This is a genomic window from Leptospira brenneri, assembly GCF_002812125.1.
Lineage (GTDB): Bacteria > Spirochaetota > Leptospiria > Leptospirales > Leptospiraceae > Leptospira_A > Leptospira_A brenneri.
In genome coordinates this window covers 321,452-340,604 of the sequence record NZ_NPDQ01000004.1, presented here as the reverse complement: position 1 = coordinate 340,604, position 19,153 = coordinate 321,452, and the positions used below count along the sequence as shown (strand labels likewise).

Annotated in this window: 16 protein-coding genes; all 16 read left to right on the top strand. The window is 33.0% G+C overall.

Translation table 11 applies throughout. The annotated features are described in order from the left end of the window. The first annotated feature begins 88 nt into the window (after positions 1-88). Positions 89-1,204: a glycosyltransferase gene (locus tag CH361_RS10780; protein ID WP_100790812.1), complete on the top strand. Its 1,116-nt coding sequence runs from the start codon at positions 89-91 to the stop codon at positions 1,202-1,204. A 26-nt stretch (positions 1,205-1,230) separates the two neighbouring features. Continuing rightward, a complete protein-coding gene (locus CH361_RS10775) occupies positions 1,231-2,379 on the top strand; it encodes an N-acetyl sugar amidotransferase (protein WP_100790811.1) in 1,149 nt (382 codons plus the stop codon). A gap of 18 nt (positions 2,380-2,397) precedes the next feature. Further along, on the top strand, positions 2,398-3,024 hold the full coding sequence (hisH, locus tag CH361_RS10770; protein WP_100790810.1) for an imidazole glycerol phosphate synthase subunit HisH: 627 nt from the start codon (positions 2,398-2,400) through the stop codon (positions 3,022-3,024). 73 nt (positions 3,025-3,097) lie between these two features. Then, positions 3,098-3,862 (top strand): AglZ/HisF2 family acetamidino modification protein, encoded by a 765-nt coding sequence (locus CH361_RS10765; RefSeq protein ID WP_100790809.1) that lies wholly within the window; start codon positions 3,098-3,100, stop codon positions 3,860-3,862. Then, the gene (locus CH361_RS10760; protein ID WP_100790960.1) at positions 3,855-4,889 is read left to right on the top strand and encodes a polysaccharide biosynthesis protein; all 1,035 of its coding nucleotides are present in this window, start codon (positions 3,855-3,857) and stop codon (positions 4,887-4,889) included. The genes CH361_RS10765 and CH361_RS10760 overlap by 8 nt, the downstream gene beginning before the upstream one ends. Positions 4,890-4,896: 7 nt before the next feature. Beyond that, positions 4,897-6,744 carry a DUF1420 family protein gene (locus CH361_RS10755; protein ID WP_100790808.1) on the top strand — a complete coding sequence of 616 codons (1,848 nt, stop codon included), beginning with the start codon at positions 4,897-4,899 and terminating at the stop codon, positions 6,742-6,744. A 6-nt stretch (positions 6,745-6,750) separates the two neighbouring features. Further along, positions 6,751-7,866, top strand: a complete 1,116-nt coding sequence (locus CH361_RS10750; protein WP_100790807.1) for a polysaccharide biosynthesis C-terminal domain-containing protein — start codon at positions 6,751-6,753, stop codon at positions 7,864-7,866. Beyond that, positions 7,863-8,993 (top strand): non-hydrolyzing UDP-N-acetylglucosamine 2-epimerase, encoded by a 1,131-nt coding sequence (gene wecB / locus CH361_RS10745; RefSeq protein ID WP_100790806.1) that lies wholly within the window; start codon positions 7,863-7,865, stop codon positions 8,991-8,993. Before CH361_RS10750 ends, wecB begins: the two co-directional genes overlap by 4 nt. A gap of 18 nt (positions 8,994-9,011) precedes the next feature. After that, positions 9,012-10,226, top strand: coding sequence for a glycosyltransferase family 4 protein (locus CH361_RS10740; protein ID WP_165782253.1), 1,215 nt, complete (start codon positions 9,012-9,014; stop codon positions 10,224-10,226). Position 10,227: 1 nt separating this feature from the next. Next, on the top strand, positions 10,228-11,499 hold the full coding sequence (locus CH361_RS10735; protein WP_100790805.1) for an exopolysaccharide biosynthesis polyprenyl glycosylphosphotransferase: 1,272 nt from the start codon (positions 10,228-10,230) through the stop codon (positions 11,497-11,499). A gap of 18 nt (positions 11,500-11,517) precedes the next feature. Further along, positions 11,518-12,807, top strand: a complete 1,290-nt coding sequence (locus CH361_RS10730; RefSeq protein ID WP_100790804.1) for an O-antigen polymerase — start codon at positions 11,518-11,520, stop codon at positions 12,805-12,807. Positions 12,808-12,809: 2 nt separating this feature from the next. Then, complete coding sequence (locus CH361_RS10725) at positions 12,810-14,108, top strand: flippase (protein ID WP_125232062.1); 1,299 nt, start codon at positions 12,810-12,812, stop codon at positions 14,106-14,108. Positions 14,109-14,116: 8 nt separating this feature from the next. Continuing rightward, positions 14,117-15,226 (top strand): glycosyltransferase family 9 protein, encoded by a 1,110-nt coding sequence (locus CH361_RS10720; RefSeq protein WP_100790802.1) that lies wholly within the window; start codon positions 14,117-14,119, stop codon positions 15,224-15,226. After that, positions 15,223-16,146 carry a hypothetical protein gene (locus CH361_RS10715; protein WP_100790801.1) on the top strand — a complete coding sequence of 308 codons (924 nt, stop codon included), beginning with the start codon at positions 15,223-15,225 and terminating at the stop codon, positions 16,144-16,146. The genes CH361_RS10720 and CH361_RS10715 overlap by 4 nt, the downstream gene beginning before the upstream one ends. Next, on the top strand, positions 16,133-17,077 hold the full coding sequence (locus CH361_RS10710) for a hypothetical protein (protein WP_100790800.1): 945 nt from the start codon (positions 16,133-16,135) through the stop codon (positions 17,075-17,077). Before CH361_RS10715 ends, CH361_RS10710 begins: the two co-directional genes overlap by 14 nt. A 1,092-nt stretch (positions 17,078-18,169) precedes the next feature. Continuing rightward, positions 18,170-18,928, top strand: coding sequence for a glycosyltransferase family 2 protein (locus CH361_RS10700; RefSeq protein ID WP_165782251.1), 759 nt, complete (start codon positions 18,170-18,172; stop codon positions 18,926-18,928). Positions 18,929-19,153: the final 225 nt, after the last annotated feature.

Sequence of the window (19,153 nt, the reverse complement as noted above, 5' to 3'; positions counted from 1 at the left end):
GCTACGAGTGATTTTGAAATTGCAGGTAAGCCGGTTTTAAGGTTTAGCTTATGGTTTATAGAAATAAATTTATACACAGAAGGCTATTGTGATTATAGGAATTGATGCCTCCAGGAATAAATCAGGTGGAGCTATAACGCATATTATTGGGATTTTAAATTCTTTTGATGTGGATAAGCATAAAATAGAAAAAATCCATATATGGTCCTACCAGAAACTTTTAGACCAAATACCCGATGCACCTTGGCTGAAAAAACATAGTCCTAGATTTTTAAGTTTTAATCTAATCTTTCAGCTTTTTTGGCAGCGATTCTTGCTACATCGGGAAGCAAAGAAGGTAGGTTGTGATATAATGTTTGATTCAGATGCTGGATCTATTTCAAAATTTAAACCATTTATAACTATGAGTCAAGATCTATTAAACTTTGAGAAAGACTCTCTAAAATATTACAAGTTTGGTATCGCTAGGATTAGGCTTTTTTTCTTATATTATATTCAGATAGCATCATTCAGAAACTCAGTAGGAACTATTTTTTTAACTAACTACTCAAGTAAGGTAATACAAAATCATACTGGTGATTTGAAAAATTACAGAATAATTCCACATGGAATTGATGATGCATTTGGTAAAATCCATAAATTAAAAGAAAATCTATCTGATTCAGAAATTAAAATTCTTTATATTTCTCCTATTCAAGAATATAAAAATCATATTAATGTGATTAAGGCAGTAAATGTCCTGAGATCAAATTACCCGAAAGTATCAATTACTTTTGCGGGGAAAATAGATGGAGACTTTGGGAGAAGTGTAATGGAATTTTCTCGAAGTATTGATTCTTCTTTAGCATTTATTAATTTCGTTGGAAATATTCGACATGATGAATTACCAACTTTTACAAAAGAATTCGATATTATAGTTTTTGCTTCCAGTGTTGAGAACATGCCGATAACTTTGATTGAATCAATGAGGTTGGGTATGCCCATTGCATGCTCAGATCGAGGTCCTATGCCTGAAGTACTTAAAGATGCTGGGATATATTTTGATCCTGATCGGCCGGATTCAATCGAGGCAGCAATTCGATTATTAATTGATAACAATCATCTTCGGACCAGCTTAGCTAAAAAAGCCAGGGAATATTCGTTAGAGTATACTTGGGAAAGATGTTCTTTTGAAACTTTTTCATTCTTGTGTGATTCCGTCTAAAAATAATTAATTATTCTATAATAAACATGACTCAAAATACTAAATCTTATCAAATTTGTACAAAAACCGTAATCGACTCGAATCTTCCTGATGTTTCATTTGATGGGCATGGGATTTCTAGTGTATATTGGGATTTCGAAAAAAACGTAAAACCGAATTGGTTTCCAAACGAAGAAGGGAAACGGCAATTACGAGTATACGTAGAAGAAATAAAAAAGCATTCTAAAGGCAAAGACTTTGATTGTATTTTGGGACTGAGTGGTGGTGTTGATAGTTCCTATATGTTACATACTATGGTAAAAGAGTATGGGTTGAGGCCATTGGTTTTCCATGTAGATGGTGGTTGGAACACTGAAATGGCGGTAAGCAATATTCATAACTTGGTTGATAAGCTAAATTTAGATTTATTTACAGAAGTTATTAATTGGAATGAAATGAAGGATTTTCAGCTTGCTTGGTTCAAATCAGGCGTTCCTCACATTGATATACCGCAAGATCATGCCTTTGGAGCCGTTTTATATAAGTTTTCAAATAAACATAAAATAAAATATATTTTGAATGGTGGAAATATTGCAACAGAATGTGTCATCATGCCCTATCTCTATTATTATTGGGGTACGGATTTAGTTCACATCCGAGATATTATCAAACGGTTTGGAACTATTCCGATGAAAACATATCCATTTAGTAGTGTTTACAATCATAAAATATATCAGAAATTCATCAAAGGTATGAAAGTGATGAAGCCATTGAATTTTATGCCTTATACTAAAAAAATGGCCGTTGATATTTTGGAAAAAGAATATGGCTGGAAATCATATGGTCAGAAACACTTTGAATCCAGGTTCACAAGATTTTACGAAGGTTATTGGTTAACAACTCGTTTCAATTTTGACGTTAGAAGAAATCAGCTTTCTAGTTTAATCCTTACAGGACAAATGCAGCGAGAAGAGGCATTGGAGATTTTAAAAAATCCACCTTTTAATCCTGAAACCATTCAAGAAGATTTTGATTTTATTGCAACAAAGTTAGGAATTTCTTCAGATGAGTTAAATCATTATCTAAATATGGAAAAAAGGTTTTATTGGGATTACAAGAACGATCATAGAAAATTGAAAATCATCGAAAAAATTGTAGAGTTCCTTCACTTAGGTCGGCGTGGTGGAGCATTTTAAAATCTTTTATATAGAATTATGATTACGATTATCGATTATGGATTGGGAAATATTCAGTCTTTTCAAAATCTTTACAAGAGATTGAATATTGAAACAAAAGTTGCTAATTCTTTTGAAGATTTGACTGGTGCAACGAAATTAATTTTGCCAGGAGTTGGTGCATTTGATCATGCTATAGAGTTATTAGAAATTTCAGGAATGAAAGAGTCTATTCAAGACCTGGTGTTTAACCGAAATACTCCGATTTTAGGTGTCTGTGTAGGAATGCAAATTCTTGCAAATTCCAGTGAAGAGGGTAATAAACCTGGACTTGGTTGGATTCCCGGTAGGGTAAAGAAGTTTCAATTTCTGGCCAATTCTGGGAAATTACCTATGCCTCATATGGGCTGGAACGATGTTATATCTTCTGACACAAGGTCAGATTTATTTCAAGGATTGCAGGGGGACTCAAGATTTTACTTTTTGCATTCTTATTTTTACGAATGTGAAAATGAAAGTGATATTTCTGCAAAGACAGAGTATGGAGTATCTTTTAGTTGTGCTATCCAAAGAAATAATATTTACGGTGTCCAGTTCCATCCGGAAAAAAGTCATCATTATGGTGAGCGTCTTCTCTTAAATTTTGCTCTGTTACCTGATGCATAACGATAAGCTTTATAGCTTTATCGATTGCTAAGTCGTAACTATCGAATTCTAATTTTATATAACTGGAAAAAATATGCTGCGTCCCAGAATCATCCCTTGTTTATTAATCCACGATGGTGGCCTAGTAAAAACTCAGAAGTTTGCTAATTCCAAATATGTCGGAGATCCTATCAATGCAGTAAAGATCTTTAATGAGAAAGAAGCTGATGAATTGATGGTGATCGACATAGACGCTACTAGGCAGAATAGACCTCCAGAAATTAACCTTTTGAAAAAGCTCTCGGTTGAAAGTCGAATGCCTCTGTGTTATGGAGGTGGGATTAAGACAGTTGAACAGGCAAAGGAAATTGTCTCGGCGGGAATAGAAAAAGTGGCAATAAGTTCTGCGGCAATAGAAAACCCTGGTATTGTATCACAAATTTCAAGAGAAATCGGAAGCCAGAGCATCGCAGTTGTTTTAGATATAAAGAAAAAAAGCTTTAGCAATAAATATGAAATTTGGACTCATAACAACTCAATCAATACAAAATTGGATCCAATTGAATTTTCAAGAAAATTCCAAGATCAAGGAGCAGGTGAAATTATCATTAACTGCATTGAAGAGGATGGAATGATGTCAGGATTTGATTTCCCAATACTTGAAAAAATATATGGCCAAATCAATATTCCGATGACGATAATGGGTGGGGTTGGAAGCTATACTGACATTAAAGCTGCGATTCAGAAATTTCGATATATTGGTATTGGTGTTGGTAGTCTTTTTGTTTTTAAAGGGAAATATCGGGCAGTCCTCATCAACTATCCCACAATTAAAGAGAGGGATGAATTATATGTTTAATGAGAAAATACTACTAATCACTGGTGGAACTGGTTCTTTCGGAAAAGCTGTCCTCAATCGCTTTTTAAGCTCCGATATCAAAGAAATTAGAATTTTTAGCCGGGATGAAAAAAAACAAGATGATTTGCGTAAAAAGTATAACAATCCCAAAATTAAGTTTTTTTTGGGAGATGTGCGTGATACCTCGTCACTCATAGGAGCCTTTTCTGGTGTTGACTATATTTTTCACGCTGCAGCTTTAAAGCAAGTTCCGTCATGTGAATTTTTTCCTATGGAAGCGTTTAAAACAAATGTGATCGGCACTGAAAATGTTCTACAAGTAGCTTATGATTTGGGTGTCAAAAAAATAATTTGTTTAAGTACGGACAAAGCTGTTTATCCCATTAATGCGATGGGAATTTCCAAGGCAATGATGGAAAAAGTAATGGTTGCTAAAGCACGGACTTTGATTGAGAGCAAACTTATTGTTTGTGGAACCCGTTATGGAAATGTGATGGCATCACGAGGATCTGTAATTCCTCTTTTTGTAGATCAAATTTTCGCAGGTAAACCTATTTCAATAACCGATCCAAATATGACGCGTTTTATGATGACATTAGAAGATGCCGTTGAATTGGTTTTATATGCATTCAAAAAAGGATCTAGTGGAGATATATTTGTTCAAAAAGCTCCCGCTGCAACTATTGAAGTTTTAGCTAAAGCAATTCTTTCACTTCTTAATAAAGATGACCATCCGATTCAGGTAATCGGAACACGGCATGGTGAAAAGCTTTATGAAACACTACTCAGTCGTGAAGAAATGGCATCAGCGATAGACGAAGGTGAATACTATCGAATACCTCCAGATTTAAGAGATTTAAATTACGGGAAATATGTTGAGGAGGGTGAGAAAGAAATCAGCATTTCTGATGACTATAATTCTCATAATACTCAGCGATTAAACTTGGCTGAGATGAAGAGACTTCTTTTGAAATTGGATTTTATAAAAAATTTAGTAGAAGGTAAACCTTCGGAACCTTGGGACTAAGATTGAAGTGAAGTCTGGCTTAGATAACTTTATTGCCGATCCTCCGTTTTCGGCTATTATCGGAATAATACTTGTAGTTGGTCTAGAATCCGTAGGCAGGTTCTTTCAACGGTTTTTTTGGTTTGAGTATTATTCAGAGAATCGGTGGCTTCAATATCAAAACATAGTTTTTGGCATCTTGTTGTTGTCCTCTGTTATTTTTCCTATTGCATTATTTGGTTTTTATTTAAATTACGCATTTGATTTCATATGTGGTTTGTTACTCGTTTTTGGGGTGATGAGGTTTAAGCAAAAATTTACCCTAATTCCTTTTTATAAAAAGAAAGATATTATTGAAGTAATAATTCTAGCCTTTTTTTTCCTATATGCGTTAGTTGCCTTAGGTCCTGTAACAAATGCTGACTCTTTGCATTACCACATAGGAGTAGCGATTGAAACTTTAAGTCTAGGTCATTTCCCAATTTGTGAAGAATGGTTTCATTGTAGATTAGCAGGAAGTGGAGAAGTTTTAAATGCTCTAGGACTTGCTTTTGGGTCTGAGCAATTTGGGTCTTTGTTACAGTTTGCTGGCTTAGTTTCTATTTACGGTTTAATTCGGTTTTATCGATCTTCAGCAGAGAGTGAATTAGGAAAATTTTTAGGGTTATTATTCCTAACCACTCCTATATTGTTATTTTTAGTTCCTTCATCAAAACCACAGCTATATCCAATTGCACTCACATCTTTTGCTTTTGTTTTAATCTTGGAGATTGAACATGCAAAAAATGAAAAGATTAAAGATTTGCTTTATGGAGCTACTATAGCCCTTTTGATTGTTTCCTTTACTGTAAAATTTTCTTTCATTCTATCATTGGCAGTTTTGGGTAGTTTAGCTTTTTATTTTCGTTCGGAGCGTAGAACTGTAATAAAAACATTTTCTATTACTGCTTTTGCCATTCTACTTTTACTTTTTCCATTCTTAATTTGGAAGATTGGTGCTTACTCGGGAAATATTAGAGAAACCATTCTAAGTCCTTTGCCAGGTGCGTTTTATGGTAGAGAAAAATTTTTGGGATTTCTAAGGTCATATTCAGATTCGATATTTACCTGGCCTGTTTCGTTATTGATACCAAATTCACTTGGAGGAATTTCCACCATTTTAGGTGTAGGGGTTTTCTTTCCTTTGTTTGCAAATAAGGATTTTATACTTAGAAATTTTCCGAAATATTCTGGAGTAATTTCTTTTGTGGTACTAACTCTGTTATTGGGTCAATCATCTTCTCGTTTTTTTTTAGAACCATTTCTTTGGCTGATAATCTTAACAAAAATTTCGCTCATAAACGAAAATAATCTAATAAACTCTAAAAGATTTTTAGCTTTCAAAATTGTGGTTTTTATACAAGCTTGCTTAGTATTGGCATCCTTAATTGTTGGCGTTTATGCGTTGACTCCAGGAAGTATTTCTTTGGCTCAAAGAGCGAAGGTGATGCTAAAAACTGCAGATGGATATGATCTTTTTCTTCAATTAAAAGATCTTTTGCCGAAAAATGCAAAGATAGTATCCAGTTCCCTGTCAACAAAGTCACTGGCTACGTACAGTTCTTACTCTTTTGATTGGAATCCTTATGTTAGAGATGAGGAGAGTCAAACTAGGGAATATTTAAAATTTATGAAAGATAAAAAAATTACGCATTTGATATTTCCTGATGGGAAAAATAATTTTGAAGGCTGCTATGGTAATATTATTTTTGAGGGAAAAACTCACTCAGCAAATCGAAATCCGTTTAATCCTAATATTGAATATTCTTTCTTTGTCGCAGAACTTAGATATGAATTACTCCCAGATTGTTATGACTTTTCCCGCTTAAAGAAGTAGATAAAAATGAAAATTCTTATCACAGGCTCCGAAGGTTTCATTGGGAAGAACCTGCACATCTATTTTGCAGAAAAGAAAGAAAATAAACTTCTTCTTACAAATAGAAAAACAACTTCCGATGAACTTAAATTAAATATTCAGTCGGCTGATTTGATTATTCACCTAGCTGGTGTAAATCGGCCGCTAAATAAAGAAGATTTTTTTGAAGGTAATACGAATACTACAAAAGAAATAGTGGAAACTTTGATGCAATCCAATAAGTCCACTCCTGTAGTATATGCTTCTTCTACTCAAGCAGAAATTGACAATCCGTATGGGCGATCAAAAAAGGAAGCGGAAGATCTTTTATTAAATTATAGTAAAAAAGCAAAGGCAGCAGTTTATATCTATCGATTGCCAAATGTATTTGGTAAATTTGCAAAACCAAATTACAATTCTGTTGTAGCTACGTTTTGTTATAACATAAGTCGTTCGTTACCGATAGAAATTCATGATTCATCAAAAAAAATAAATCTGGTTTTTGTTGAAGACTTTTGTAAAGAAATAGATGGTTTGGTTAGTAAAGTTCCAGGAGTCGGAATTCAATATCCAAAGTTGAATTCTGAGTATTCAGTTTCGCTGCACGAATTAGCTAACAAACTTTACCAATATAAAGAGGTTAGATCAACTTTATCTATTCCAGCCGTTGGGAATAGTTTCGAACGTGCACTATACTCTACTTTTATTAGCTATTATCCTATAGAAGATTGCCAATATTCAATTCCAGAGTATAAAGATCCTCGAGGACGATTTGTTGAAATGTTAAAGACTGAGTCTTCCGGACAATTCTCTTTTTTTACCGCTCCACCAGGTATAACACGAGGTGGGCATTATCATAATACTAAGACAGAAAAGTTCCTCATTATCCAAGGAAAAGCTTTGTTTCGCTTCCAACATTATTTCACAAAAGAATATTGTGAAATAACTGTAAATGGATCAGATCCGAAAATAGTAGACACTATTCCTGGTTGGACACATGACATTACCAACATTGGTGAGAATGAGTTGATTGTTATGTTATGGGCAAATGAAGTTTTTGACAGAAACTTACCCGATACTTTTTCTGCAGAGATTCATAAATGAAAAGATTAAAAGTATTTACGGTTTTAGGTACTCGGCCAGAGATAATCAGGCTTTCACGCGTTCTCGTGGCTTTAGATAAGGCCTGTGATCATACTATCGTTCATACAGGTCAGAACTATGACTATGAGCTGAATGAAATTTTTTTTAATGATCTCGGGATTAGAAAACCTGATTATTTTTTGGAAGCAGCAGGTAGCTCTGGAGCAGAGACAATAGGTAAGATCATTATTCGTTTTGACGAATTACTATCGAATAATCAGCCAGATGCTTTGCTTGTATTAGGTGATACCAATAGTTGCCTTTCTGTAATCCCAGCGAAAAGACGTAAGATCCCCATTTTTCACATGGAAGCCGGAAATAGATGTTTTGATTTACGTGTTCCCGAGGAGATTAACAGACGGATTGTTGATCATACCTCTGATATTAATTTAACATACAGCGCGATTGCCAGAGAATATTTGTTAAGAGAAGGTTTGTCCCCGGATCAAGTGATAAAAACTGGAAGTCCCATGTATGAGGTATTACAGTATTATATGTCTGGAATTAAATCTTCTGGAATATTGGGTCAACTTAATTTAAAGAGTAAGGAATACTTTTTGGTTTCGGCTCACCGTGAAGAAAATATTGATTCTGAACAAAATTTTAATTCTTTAGTCGATACACTTAATGCAATTGCAAATATATATAATTTACCAGTTATTGTTTCCACTCATCCACGGACTCAAAAAAAGATAGACCAATTGAAAATAGATTTTCATAGGAATGTAAGGCTTCTTAAGCCTCTCGGTTTTATGGATTACAATAAACTTCAAATAGAATCGAAGGTCGTCCTTTCTGATAGTGGAACGATTACCGAAGAATCTTCAATTTTGAAATTCGCTGCGTTGAATATTCGGGAAGCTCATGAACGACCAGAGGGAATGGAAGAGGCTGCGGTTATGATGGTTGGTCTAAAGAAAGATCGTATATTACAAGCAATTGCACTATTAGATCAAGAAGGAGAGGAATTCTTAAAGCAATCAAAGCTAGTTGAAGATTATTCAATGCCTAATGTTTCAGAAAAAGTAGTTCGAATTATTTTTAGTTATACCGACTATGTCAAACGAATCGTTTGGAAACAGTATTAATTTTTGTTTTAGATCTAAATGAAAGTTTTAATTATAGTAGATGATTATTTACCAAAAAGTATTAAAGTTGCCGGTAAAATGATGCATGAACTTGCTTTGGAATTATTAAATTCTGGTCATATAGTAACTGTTATAACCCCAGACCCAGATCAATCGGAATTATATACAATAAATAATTTTAATGGAGTTAATCTTCTTCGGTTTAGGTCGGGAAGAATAAAGAATGTTTCAAAGCCAGTTCGGCTTATTAATGAAATTCTTTTATCTTTTCGTGCTGTTAGATCTTTATCTCCTTGGTTACAAACAAATCCACATGATTTAATTGTTTTTTACTCACCTACTATTTTCTGGTCAGGTTTGGTTAGATATCTAAAAAAAAAATGGAAGTCGCCATCATATCTAATCCTTAGAGATTTTTTTCCGCAATGGGTAATCGATAATGGGATTATTGGAAAATACTCGGTTCTTGCCTATTTATTTCGTTTTTATGAAAGAAAACTGTATCAATCAGCAGATGCAATTGGAATTCAATCGCCTGCCAATCTAAAATTGTTTTCCGAAATGTATCCTAAGATATTGAATACCCAACTTTTATTTAATTGGGCATCCCCTTTGGGGATTATAAAAAGAACGGATCAAGATAATATAAGAGAGAAATATAGTCTCCAGGATCGAATTATTTTTTTTTACGGCGGAAATATTGGTCATGCACAAGATATGCGAAACCTTTTGTTTCTAGCTGAACGTATGTTAGTTTTTAAAGAGGCGCAATTCGTATTTCTTGGAGCTGGTGATGAATTCCAATTAGTTCAAGATACAATTGCGAATAAAAAATTAACTAATTGCCTTTTGTTTCCGTCCGTTTCTCAGGAGATATTCTCTTCTATATTATCTCAAATCGATGTTGGTCTATTTACCTTGCATCCAGCTCACAAGACTCATAACTTCCCTGGCAAAATTCTTGGTTATATGCAAGTAGGGATTCCAATCCTCGGAGCCGTGAACGAAGGTAATGATTTAAAAAATGTGATCGAAGACGGAAATGCTGGTTTAGTTTCTTTAGCAGGTGATCATGAAACTTTATACCAAAATGCACTTATGTTTTTAGATTCAAAGCATCGTAAAGAAATGGGTAAGAATGCCAGAAAACTTCTCGATTCAACGTTCTCTGTTTCAACGACAGCAAGAAAAATAATGTCAGTATTAAATAAGCAAACGGTAAAACGATTTTAAGATGAGTGAATATACAAGAAGGCACTCTCGATGGTTTGAACAAATTCTTTTAAGTTATTTGTTTCAATTTTTGTCAGGTGGAATTCTACTTATTATTTTAACAGCAGTGCCTATTTGGGGGATTCAGTTCTGGCGCTCAGAAGACCCAAATATATTTACTTCTTTATTAACTACTTTAACAGCTTTTTTTATCTCCACGTTTTCACTGCGTAAAATATTTCGACTCCCTGGATCAGAAACTGTATCTTATGTTATACCTGTTGCTACTATATGTTTTTTAATTCCCGTTTTATATATTCTTATAACTCGCAAAACATATTCAATTCAAGTAATGTTAGTTGGTTACTTTCTAACTTTATTTTGGTGTTATTTAGGTTTTTTCCTTGGTCGAAGATATAGAATGGTTCGATATGCTTTGTTACCGTTTGGTGAAGCTCAAGATTTTGACAATACCCATGGAGCTTTTTTTGTAGTCTTAAGGGAATCAAGTTTAGAGAGCCAGAGATTTAATGCAATTGTAGCAGATTTTTCATCTAATGAAATGCCAGCGGAATGGGAAAAATTTTTGGCGAAATGCACCCTTTCTCGTATCCCCGTCTATTCTACAAAAAAAATTAAGGAATCATTAACCGGCAGGGTACAAATAAAACACTTATCTGAAAACGAATTTGGTAGTCTTCTTCCTTCTCGGTTTTATGAATTTGTTAAGAGATTAATCGATTTTATAGCGGCGCTCATTTTTCTTCCTTTTATATTTCCTTTTTTACTTTTAATTGCTTTGCTGATCAAAATTGAATCTCCTGGATCATTTTTATTCATTCAAACAAGAATGGGATATCAAGGTCGAACCTTCCGAATGTTGAAGTTTAGGACAATGTTTCAAGATAAAAAAGGAAAAGGATTTACTGGGTCAGGTGACGATCCAAGGATTACGAAAATTGGAAAGTTCCTAAGAAGATATCGAATTGATGAATTGCCTCAAATTATTAATGTTCTCTTTGGGCAAATGAGTTTTATTGGTCCACGTCCTGAATCATTCGAGTTATCGCAGTGGTATGAAAATGACGTACCTTTCTTTGCATACAGGCATGTGGTTAGGCCAGGTATTAGTGGGTGGGCTCAGGTAAATCAAGGGTATGCTGCCGAGGTTGATGGAATGAAAATTAAACTAGAGTTTGATTTTTACTATATAAAGAATTTTTCTTTTTGGTTAGATTTACTCATTTTATTTAAAACAATAAAGACAGTTCTGACTGGATATGGAGCTCGTTAAATCTAATATTCTTTCTCTATGGCTCTTGTTATAACTTTTCTATTTTATTTTTTATTGATTGTATTCTTATGTATCAGAGGGTTTCGGTCGATCGCTTTGATTATTATTCTAGTATGGTGGGGATTGTGGAATGTATTGTCCTACTGTTCAATTTCAGGGCTTTATACAATTAGTTTTTATACCCAGTGCATATATTTTCTCTTCTTTCTGTTTATTGTTTTAGCTTTTTTTATGTATAACTTTTTATTTGGAAAGCCATCTAAAAAAAATACTAATGTAAAAAAGAATCGTGATTTTTATAATGTTTTACTTTGGATTTCTATTTGTTTTGTTTTACCGGTTCAGATTTTTTTTGCAAGCCGTACTATCTATATTCTTAGTTTTGTAATGTCTCCTGGAATGTATAGAAATGATGTTTTTGGTTTTGTGAGTGGATCACCTACTATTTTTTTTCATTCGAATCAGTTGGCTTTATTACACGCATTGATAATTGGTCCTTTTCAATATATTTATCTATTTGCCGGTATCTCTTTCTCAGTATTGAGAAAAAAAAATGCATTGCTTCTTGTGGGAGTCTCATTAGTAATTCTCGATTCCTTGATTATGTTTGGTAGGTTCGGCTATCATTATTTGATTATTGCAGTGATTCTCGGTTTAGTTTTTGTTACTTACTTTAATGGTTTTGCCAAATTGAGAAGCAATCTATTGAAGGCGTTTGTTCCAATATTTATCCTTCTCCTTTTAACCTTTTGGATTACCTTATACAGAGGGTCTAGGTCCTTTTTAGACATTATAAATATGTATGTCGTTACTTATCATACAGAATCCTTTTCTATTTTTGATACAGAACTCAAAAATCCAGGATCCATTTTGCATCAATATTCATATGGGTTATCAATGTTGGGTGGCATTGAGAGATATTGGGTTTTGTTTTTAAATAAGTTTGGATTTATGTTTGTATCACAAACTGATATTGTGGGCGGTTATCTTCATCGTGACTTTAATATTGGAATCGATCGGTTTAGTAATCCGATTTTTTTGAATGCATTCGGTTCAATTTTTTTTACGATGTTTCGTGATGGGGGAATCTTGGGGATCGTTGCTTTTGGTATATTCTTTGGAATGATACTTGCATTTTATTCAGATTCCCTTAAACAGAGAGATCCTTATGGATTCTCAATTTTACTTGGCCTTATTTTTTTGCTTATTTATGGAATTTTTCAACCCACCACTCTTGGGCCAATGCTTCCTGCATTATTGTTCTTGTTTTTAGTAAATTTTATAGTGAAATTATATAACAAAGTTTAGTTTTGAAATTAATTTTAATAAATAGTCTATGGATGTTTGCTGATAAACTATTAAAACTCTGTGTTGGGATTTTTGTTAGTGTTTTTATCGTTCGATATTTAGGCCCGGAGTGGTTTGGTAAGTATAATTACGTAAATGCTTTACTTGTTCTTTCTGGTACTTTGATTTCCTTCGGGTCGGAAGGTATACTAGTTAAGATGTTTGTTTCTGAAGAAAGTGATCATTTAGAAATTTTATCTGCTTCTTTTTGGATTCACTTAATTTTTTCGTTCCAGTCCTTGCTCTTATCTTTTATTATAATATGGTTTTTGCGTCCTGAAGATGATCTTTATTTTCTGTTTGGTTTTTTATGTATTCCTTCATTGTTTAAGTGTTTTTCTGTAGTTCGATATGTTTACGAATCAAAGTTAGAGGTAAAATATATAGTTTGGATAGAAAATATAGTTTTCTTGGTTGTTTCGGCTATCCGAATATTTATTATCGTAAATAAATATTCGTTTTCAGCACTTTTTGCTACTTTTGCAGTTGAAGGAATTCTAACATCACTTTCGATATATTTTTTTTATGTAAAAAAACATGTTAATTTTATATTTCAACCACCAAACCTAAATAGGATATCGAAAATTTTATTTGATTCATTCCCCTTATTGATGGCAGGTTTAGCGATCATTGTCTATATGAAAATCGACCAGATTATGATCGGGTCTATGTTGGGTGATTCAGCACTCGGTTTTTATAGCGTAGGAGTTCGTTGGAGTGAGTTTTGGTATTTTATTCCCATTGGTTTAGCATCGTCTTTTTTCCCGAATTTAATAAAGCTAAAAAATGAACTTTCTCTTGAATACGAGAAAAGATTTTTACTCCTACATGGAATGGTCTTTTGGATTGCTTTTATCGGTGCTTTTGCAATTCAGTTTGTTGCTGACCCCCTAATTATTTTTTTATACGGTGATCTATTTCATTCTTCTTCTGCTATATTAAAAATACATATTTGGTCTGGTGTTTTTGTTTTTTGGGGAGTCGCAGGTGGAAATTATTTTTTGATCGAAAACTTACAAAAGTATACAGTGTGGAAAAGTATCTGTGGTTTAGTTGTTAATGTAATTCTTAATTATCTCTGGATACCGACATACGGAATTATGGGTGCTGCTATAGCTACTTTGATATCTCAGTTTTGTGCAAGTACTCTTTTTCTGGCGTTCGTCCGTGATTTGAGACCACTATTAAAAATTCAGTTATTAAGTTTGGTTTTTTGGAAAATTAGTATTAGAGATTTTTCAGAGAATCTTATAAAAAGATAAAAATATTAATGATTAAGAAAATACTTTTTCTATTTAGTAAACTTGTTCAGCATTTCTTTGTATTCGGAGATGAATATGTTTTAATCAATCGATTGGACTCAATCGGCGACTATATTCTTTTTAGGAATTTCCTTTTACCATTCAAAAATTCTGGATTTATCCGGGGTCGTAAGATCCTTTTTTTGGCCAATATTGCATGGAAGTCTATCTATGAGTATTATGACAAAGAATTTGCTGATAAGGTCATTTGGGTTAATGTAGATAAACTAGTTAGCAATCGATTTTATCGAATTTTTGTCTTATTTTGGTTAAGCACCTATAAAATTAGAAAGATCATACAGCCAACTTTCTCAAGAAATCACATTGTTGATTTTCTTCTTTTACCATTTTCTACAGCCGAGAAAATAAGCCCCAGAGGTGATGATTTAAATTATTTAAAAGAATTAAAGTTACTCAATGATCAACAATATGATCAGTTAGTAGAGAATGATGAGACAATCCAATTTGAGTTCGAAAAAAATCGTCATTTTTTTGAATTCTTTGATCCAGTTTTTTCTCAACTTAGTTTGGATCTTCCCTTTCGTAAAATTGTATCCGAAAAAAAATACATTTCCCTTTTTATTGGATCTAGTTCTCCATATAGACAACTTTCAATTGAGAATTTGAAATTTATATGTGAGGAACTTCTTACTCATACGGGATTTAGAATTTTTATTTTAGGTGGAAACAATGAATCTAAAAACGGTCGCATTTTGGAAGGTCCGTCTGATAGGATTATTTCAAAATGTGGTCTCACTAATTTAATAGAAACGATTGATCTGATTGGCAACTCTAGCGCGGTTTTATCTATGGATTCAAGTGGTGCACATATGGCCATGGCTACGAAGGTTCCCAAAGTGTTTTGCTTTTCAAATGGAAATCACATATTTCGGTTCATTCCTTATCCTGAAAGTTATAAACAAATGACAGCTTATTTTCCTCCACTTATTCAGATGAACATGAGTTCTCATAAGAAATTATTATATGATTCTTTTTCTCGAGGATCGACAATTCCTATCGATTCAATTGATTTGGAAAGCCATGTAACTGAAATAATAAAAGAGCTTAATAAAATATGAAACTTCCAGTTCTTTTGATTGGTTTTAATCGACCTGACTTAGCAGAATTAACGTTAAATCGAATTTTAGAATATAAACCAGCGACAATTTACTTTGCTGTTGATGGTGGTCGAGATGGGAAGTTTGGAGAGGCTGATAAAGTAACTTCTGTTAGACAATTAATAAAGAAAATCCCAAAATCTATTCCAGTAAAAACTCGGTTTTCTAAAGATAATCAGGGGTGTCGCTTAGGTGTTTCATCCGCGATTTCTTGGTTTTTTGAGTCTGAAGAAATGGGTATTATTCTAGAGGATGATTGTTTGCCTGACTTGTCATTTTTTTCTTTTTGTGAAGACTTACTTGAGCGTTATAAATTTGATACCGAAATTGGTATGGTTTCTGGTGTGAATTTTTTTTATGACCAGATTCATTTGAAAGAATCATATTTTTACTCGAAGTATTTTCATATTTGGGGTTGGGCAACGTGGCGAAGAGCTTGGGAGGGGTACAAATCTAAGGATTTGGAGTTAGAGAAAGTTGACACTGTACTTTCAAAGTATTTTAAGTCGAAAAGAAAGCAAAAGACCTGGAGTCATTGGATAAAAGAGTCAGCTTCCGGTAAAGTTGATACCTGGGATCATCAGTGGTCTTATCATAATTGGAAAGAGGGTAGAGTATCGATTATGCCTTCAAAAAATTTAGTACGTAATTTAGGTTTCCGGGCTGATGGAACACATACTTTAGATCAAAATTCAAGTTTTGCAAATTTAGAAATTGAAAAATTGGTATTTCCACTTGTTCACCCAAAGACGAAAGATTTAGTTACTTTTTTTCACGAATTTGTTGAAATCTATTATTATCCATCGCGGATTCACAGAGTATTATTAAAGTTTAAAATATTTATTTTTAATTTATGTGGAAAATATAATGAAATTGATTAAACAAATTATTCGAAAATTATTGAGGCTTTTTCTCGGTGAGGTTCTCGATAAGCAGTTTCAACTTTTAGAAAAGATTGAAAATTTACATTTATCACTTGGAGAGATCCAGTCTCGCCTAGATCGATACGATAAGAGTCGATTTTTTTTAGATAGCGGTTTCAAGGTATTTTCTCAATGGAACGAAGATGGATTAATCGACCATATTATAAATAGAATTCCAGAGATTCCAAAATCTTATATCGAGTTTGGAGTGGAAGATTATTCCGAATCAAATACGCGTTATTTAATGATGAGTCGTCATTGGGATGGACTGATTATTGACGGTTCAAAAAGGAATATTGAATCTATTAAAAGACAAAATTATTTTTGGCAGAATTCTTTACGAGCTATCAATGCATTTATCACTAAAGAAAATATCAATTCTTTAATTTCTGGAAACGGATTTTCTGATGATATAGGAATTTTGAGTGTTGATATTGATGGGAATGACTATTGGGTTCTTGAGCAGATTAATGTTGTTAAACCCATTGTGATTATTACTGAGATAAATAATTTGTTTGGCTATGAAAGCAAAGTATCGGTACCGTATGATCCAAATTTTCAAAGATTTAACGCACATCATTCGGGTTTATATTACGGTGCTTCGTTAGCTGCATTTATAGAATTAACAAGCCGCAAGGGATACAAATTTATAGGATGTAATAGTATTTGCAACAATGCTTTTTTTATTCGAAATGATTATGCTGTCAGATTTAAGGAAATTTCTGCAGAGACAGCATATTCATTAAATCCAGCTCGTGAATCTAGGGATAGAAATGGAAATCTTTCCTATGTAACAGGTATTTCTAATCAAATAGAAATTATCGCAAATTTACCTATTTTTAATTTTAAAACTGGATCAGTTGAAAAAATTTGCGATGCAATTAAATGAAAGTAATCTACCTCGATTCATTCGCTGTAAGTTGTTTTAAGCTTTAAAGAACTATTAAAGATCTTAAAGTAATTACAATAGAATTTGGAAACTGGCTTAACTTAATGTTAAAAGTATTTAATCAAGATTCTCAGATAAAGAATTGGTTCTTTAGTTTATGTTTAATAGTAGGCTTTATTTTAGCTGCTCTATTGTTTACTGGATTACACAATCAACTAAATTATAATTTCATCGGGCATGAAAATTACCTTTCTCACAATTATGGGAAGCCATTTGTATCGCGAGCTTTTACAAGTTGGATAGGTCAATATATTAACATTAAGACTGATTATACTGCTGAGGAGATTGTCTATTTTCTTGAATTTATTGGCTATTTTTCTATTTTCCTATCATATTTTCAATATTCCAAGTTGTATGGAACCAAAGAGTTTGCCTTGGCTTCGACGGTTTTTTTGATGTTATTGATTCCGTGGTTTTCCTTCTTGCCTCGGTATATGCCATTATATTTTTTGTACGATACATACTCAATTTTGTTTTGCATTCTATTGCTTTATTCGATGCAAACGCGTTCGTATATTTTCTTTGCTATTCTTCTAACTGTTGCCACCTTGAATAGGGAAACCTCGATAATTTTTATAGTTTGTTATTTTCTTGTTCACTGGAAGTTCGCTTCGAAATGGAAACTATTTTTAAAGATCGGTTTTTTACTGGTTCTGTGGGGTGGAATCAAGGTTTTCTTGAACCTCTTCTTTGCAGAGAAAATAGGTGACGTATATCAGGATCAGTATTGGTCAAATTTTAAATTTTTGACTTCTACTATGTATGAAATTCAAAATCCAAGTTTTTTTGAATTATATTATCGGACCGCGTATCTTATGTTTCCAATTCTATTGGTTTCTCCTCTTTTTTTTAAAAGGAACATTAGTATACTCCCTTTGCGAATCAGGAAGACTTTACCTGTAGGTTGGTTGCTGTTGGTTATATACTTCTATACTGCAAATATATACGAGTATAGAATTTTTACGGAATTTTTACCACTGTATTCATTGCCACTAATGATCGTATTAAAAAAAAGGTTAATTTTAAATTCACGTGAAAAATAAATCCCCCAGAATATCAATTATCACCATTGTTTTGAATAATAGAGTGTTTTTGGAACACACTGTTCGAAGTGTAAATGCTCAGATTTTTGATAATTATGAATACATAATTATTGATGGTGGATCAACCGATGGAACCATTGAATTCTTGAAGAATAGTAAAGTTGGTATTGATCGTTGGGTGAGCGAGTCTGATAAAGGAATCTATGATGCGATGAATAAGGGGGCTAAGTTAGCTAAAGGAGAATGGCTCATTTTTCTCAATGCTGGCGATCGTTTTGCAAGTCCAGAGGTTTTATCAAATATTTTTAAGTCAGATCATTTGGATGCACACGATTTTATTTTTGGTAATTGGTTTACTTGTAATCTACTTAAGAGCCCAAATTATTTGATACCTGGTAAAGCAAATTATGAAAGAGGTTTCATTTTACACCAATCCGTTATATATAGGAAAAAATTACATGAAACTTACGGTTATTATCTAGTCACTCCTAAGCTTATCATCTCTGACTACATTTTCTTTCTATCAATACCAAAAAACCGTACTTTTCATTTTGACGGACCTATATCGATTAACGATAATACCGGTATATCAACGGCTCCTTGGTCATATAAGCAAAAGCTAGCAATTGATTTTGTTTTTGGAAGACTCACTGCCTTTCGAATGTTATTATTGTTTGTGAAATTTTATATCCCTAGGTTTGATAGATATATAATCAATAAATTTTCCGGAATTTTGGGAAGTGATTGAGTATAGCATTTACTAGCAATATTTGGGTTATTCTAGGATATTTTTTTGAATTTAGTTTTTCTCTTTATTACTTATTCTTCTGGCTAACGCTTGGTTGAATAAAAACTCTTTTACAAGCTACCTTCATTCTATGATGAAAGAATTTGACAGTATTTTTACCGGTTAAAAAGTGTAGGATAGGCTTCTCGTTAATTAGGTTATGAAAAATTTACATTATATTTATAG

Coding starts and splice junctions, on each gene's coding strand:
- CH361_RS10775 (WP_100790811.1), top strand. CDS start 1,231: ATGACTCAAAATACTAAATCTTATCAAATTTGTACAAAAACCGTAATC.
- hisH (WP_100790810.1), top strand. CDS start 2,398: ATGATTACGATTATCGATTATGGATTGGGAAATATTCAGTCTTTTCAA.
- CH361_RS10765 (WP_100790809.1), top strand. CDS start 3,098: ATGCTGCGTCCCAGAATCATCCCTTGTTTATTAATCCACGATGGTGGC.
- CH361_RS10760 (WP_100790960.1), top strand. CDS start 3,855: ATGTTTAATGAGAAAATACTACTAATCACTGGTGGAACTGGTTCTTTC.
- CH361_RS10750 (WP_100790807.1), top strand. CDS start 6,751: ATGAAAATTCTTATCACAGGCTCCGAAGGTTTCATTGGGAAGAACCTG.
- wecB (WP_100790806.1), top strand. CDS start 7,863: ATGAAAAGATTAAAAGTATTTACGGTTTTAGGTACTCGGCCAGAGATA.
- CH361_RS10740 (WP_165782253.1), top strand. CDS start 9,012: ATGAAAGTTTTAATTATAGTAGATGATTATTTACCAAAAAGTATTAAA.
- CH361_RS10735 (WP_100790805.1), top strand. CDS start 10,228: ATGAGTGAATATACAAGAAGGCACTCTCGATGGTTTGAACAAATTCTT.
- CH361_RS10730 (WP_100790804.1), top strand. CDS start 11,518: ATGGCTCTTGTTATAACTTTTCTATTTTATTTTTTATTGATTGTATTC.
- CH361_RS10720 (WP_100790802.1), top strand. CDS start 14,117: ATGATTAAGAAAATACTTTTTCTATTTAGTAAACTTGTTCAGCATTTC.
- CH361_RS10715 (WP_100790801.1), top strand. CDS start 15,223: ATGAAACTTCCAGTTCTTTTGATTGGTTTTAATCGACCTGACTTAGCA.
- CH361_RS10710 (WP_100790800.1), top strand. CDS start 16,133: ATGAAATTGATTAAACAAATTATTCGAAAATTATTGAGGCTTTTTCTC.